Origin of the sequence: Leucobacter sp. BZR 635 (genome assembly GCF_048061935.2) — a bacterium.
Taxonomy (GTDB): Bacteria; Actinomycetota; Actinomycetes; order Actinomycetales; family Microbacteriaceae; genus Leucobacter.
Genome location: NZ_JBLUNZ020000008.1, coordinates 1 through 3,348 on the forward strand (window position 1 = coordinate 1; position 3,348 = coordinate 3,348).

The following is a 3,348-nucleotide window of genomic DNA, read 5'->3' on the forward strand; positions in this document are numbered from 1 at the left end:
CGTAGTCAAACACGCACCACCGACATTCAAGCCCTCAAATGTGGCCCAAAACAGAATCTTTCGAAAAAGATTCTGAAGCTCTTCACTAGTGATGACACGTTCGTGAATCACCAGAGAGGTGACAAGGAATCACCATGTCTGTCGGCTTTCGAGAATGCGTGGGAAGTAGCTACGAATATCCCCGAAAGGCCCTCACGAGCGGGACACAGCTCGAACCACCAGAACGCCACAGCAACACGGCCTGACGAGGCATCTTCGGAGCCCCCGAACCCACACGGTCCGGGCCCACCTGCCCCACAGGGCAAGGGCGCGAAGCGCCCGCGGCAGGCTCGCAGCCTCAGGTGCGGTCTGCTCTGAGCCGTTTCTCCCGCGCCAAAGCACCGGAGCAAAGGGCAAGCACCCGCAGCGCCCGCACCGAGAAGCCCCCGAACCGAACTGCAACACCCTGTTTCATCTATCCCGACCCGTGTATTGCCCTCACAAGGCTCGGTCTGAATAAATAGGGGCAGTGAGGATGCCAGGCGGGATCCGCACGGCGGAACAGCCCACGCTAAGCAAGCACGCAAGCCCGCACCGCGGCAGCGCCGCGCGCCACTCGCCCGGCAACGCCCCCTAGGCGCTAGCGAAGGCCTCGGCGTCGGCGCGATCCTGCTCGGTTGCGACGAGCTGCCCGCAGGCACCGTCGATCTCCTTGCCGCGGGTATCGCGCAGCGTCGTCACCACGCCGGCTGCGTTGAGCCGGTCGACGAACTCGCGGGTGACTTCCTTCGTCGAGGAGGTCCAGATGGAGCCCGGGGTCGGGTTGAGCGGGATCGGGTTCACGTGCACCCAGCCGCGGCCGCGCTGGTTCAGGCGGTCGGCGAGCAGGTCGGCGCGCCATCCGTGATCGTTCATGTCCTTGATGAGCGCGTACTCGATCGAGACGCGGCGGCCGGTCTTCTCGTAGTACGCGTACGCAGCGTCAAGCACCTCGTCGACCTTCCAGCGGCTGTTCACCGGGATGAGCTCGTCGCGCAGCTGGTCGTCTGGCGCGTGCAGCGAGAGCGCGAAGGTGACGGGAATATCTTCGTCGGCAAGCTTGCGGATCGCCGGGGCGAGGCCCACGGTCGACACCGTGATGCCGCGTGCGCTCATGCCGAGCCCCTCGGGCGACTGTGCCACCATGCGGCGCACGGCGTTCATGACGCGCTTGTAGTTTGCGAGCGGCTCACCCATGCCCATGAACACGATGTTGTTCACTCGCTCGGGCTCGGCACCGTTGCCGGCGCGGCGCTTGTGGCCGAGGCCACCCTCGGCGATGAAGCGGTTCGCCTGGACGATCTGGTCGAGGATCTCGGCGGTCGACATGTTGCGGGTCAACCCCGCCTGGCCGGTCGCGCAGAACGGGCAGTTCATGCCGCAGCCGCACTGGCTGGAGACGCAGAGGGTAATGCGGCCCGGATAGCGCATGAGCACGGACTCGACGAGCGCGCCGTCGAACAAGCGCCACAGGAACTTCACGGTGTTGCCGTCGTCGGTGACGAGCTTCTTCACCTCGCTCAGGAGCGGCGGGAAGAACGCCTCCGCGAGCTCCTCGCGGCGATCCTTGGGGAGATCCGTCATCTCTTCGGGCGAGGTGGTGCGGTGCTCGAAGTAGTGCACCGAGAGCTGCTTCGCACGGAACTTCGGGAGCCCCATCTCGGCGACCTTGGCCTCGCGCTCGGCGAGGGTGAGGTCTGCGAGGTGGGTCGCTGGCTGCTTCACGCGCGGTGAGGCGAACTGTAGCGTCGGCCGACCGTCGGGGTTGGTGATCTGCTGCCACCCCTCAGCCTTCGGGCGCACCTGCGGGCGCGCCGCAAGACCGCCCTTGTTCGGGCGGGTCTTGATGAACTTTGGTTCATCGGTGGCTGGGGTGTAGTTGAGCTTGTTCGGATCCATCGTGCCCCTATTGTCTCACCCTCTGAGCCCGGCCGCTCTCAGGTGGCAATTCCGTCAAGAGTGCAAGAAGCCAAATGGCGCTTTCTCACCCCTAGCGACTTTCTGCTCACCTCGACAGAACCTGCCCGCGGGACTCCCGCATGCTACTCCTTGTCAGCAACCACCCGCAAAGTAGCGTTCAACCCCCGACATGCGTTCTCCGCTTCCAACAACAGCATATTCAGCTGGTTAAGCCTTTTGAACTCCTCAGAGTGAGGGTTCTGCTCGGCGGATTGCTTCGCACTCTTCAGAATGTGTGGCTGAACAATTACCACTTCGAGTTCTCCATTCGATTTCAGTTTCTGGACCAGCGGCATCGCTGCCGCCCTACCTCCCTTATAGCGAGTGTTCGCGGCTCTCTTCTTCCGCCCACCCAAAGGCCAGACGAGATGCCCTATCCGCCCGTCTTGGTTGTGCGCAAGCCGTTGTGCAAGGAGATCGCGATCGAGATGCCGGAGATTCTTTACCGCTTGACTAACAACGACTTCAAACGCGTCCAGAGAGATCCCACGCCTTTTACTGCAGCTAAGGGCTCCCTTCACATGGATCAACGTGAGCTTGGGGTTGTCGCCAGCACCAACATGCACGAAGTCGGCAATCTCACCACTCCCGTCATCGCAGATGAGTAGCCCTTTCTCCCAATTCCTTTGCACCCAGGTAAACAACGAGTCGTTTTTACCATGACCAGTTAAATTCAGGTCAAATTCTTTCGGACCTTTCCCGCAGGGAGAGGTCGAACAAGTGCTCGGGGCCGTACACTTCAAAAGTTGAGTGCAAGGTCTCCTCCGGTAAGGTTTCTCGTCTTCCACCGCAAAGCCGCTGAAGTCACCCCAATCCCACCCTGTGAAGGGGATGTCACGGAAGCCGGTCTGAAACAGCTGAGACCCTATGAGAGTGTGCCCGTCTGAGAAGCGGACCTTGACGTTTGCAGTCATTACTGCCGCCGCGAGTTGCGTAATCGGGCTGATCTCTGGGGTGGAACCATCATCGGCAGGCTGTTGCGTGTCCGACCCAGTCCCGATCTCCTCGGCTTTCACAACGATCGGTTTCCCGCTAGTACCTCCGGCAATGGTGATGCGGAGCTTACCCACTTCCTCATCATGAGTGGAGGCTTTCACATCAAAGACGTGGTCCGCCCCACCGTCCAATATGGTGAAGCTGCCAGATTCATTCCACTCGCGCAAGAACGATTCGTCGCCGCTTTCCGAGTTCGTGTGATGATCATAGTGCTCGACTTCTAATGAGAATTCATAGGGGTCGCGTGCCTTCCCGAGGTCAAACACGCGTCTAGAGAGAATCGGAAACTGTGGCACAGTCGACGCGGCGCTTGCGGTCTTCTTCATTGCTTCCTCAACCTCCGCGAGCGTGGCACTCACGGTGACCTCGAAGTCT

At 61.1% G+C, this 3,348-nt stretch carries 2 protein-coding genes; both read right to left on the reverse strand.

The genetic code is table 11. The annotated features are described in order from the left end of the window. Positions 1 to 612: 612 nt before the first annotated feature. Positions 613 to 1,917, reverse strand: coding sequence for a dual-specificity RNA methyltransferase RlmN (gene rlmN, locus ACI1US_RS01660; protein ID WP_416549452.1), 1,305 nt, complete (start codon positions 1,915 to 1,917; stop codon positions 613 to 615). 143 nt (positions 1,918 to 2,060) lie between these two features. Then, on the reverse strand, positions 2,061 to 3,348 hold a 1,288-nt coding region (locus tag ACI1US_RS01665), incomplete at its 5' end, for a hypothetical protein (RefSeq protein ID WP_461637639.1).

Excerpts from the sequence above, each read along its gene's own strand:
- rlmN (WP_416549452.1), bottom strand. The coding sequence starts at position 1,917 with ATGGATCCGAACAAGCTCAACTACACCCCAGCCACCGATGAACCAAAG.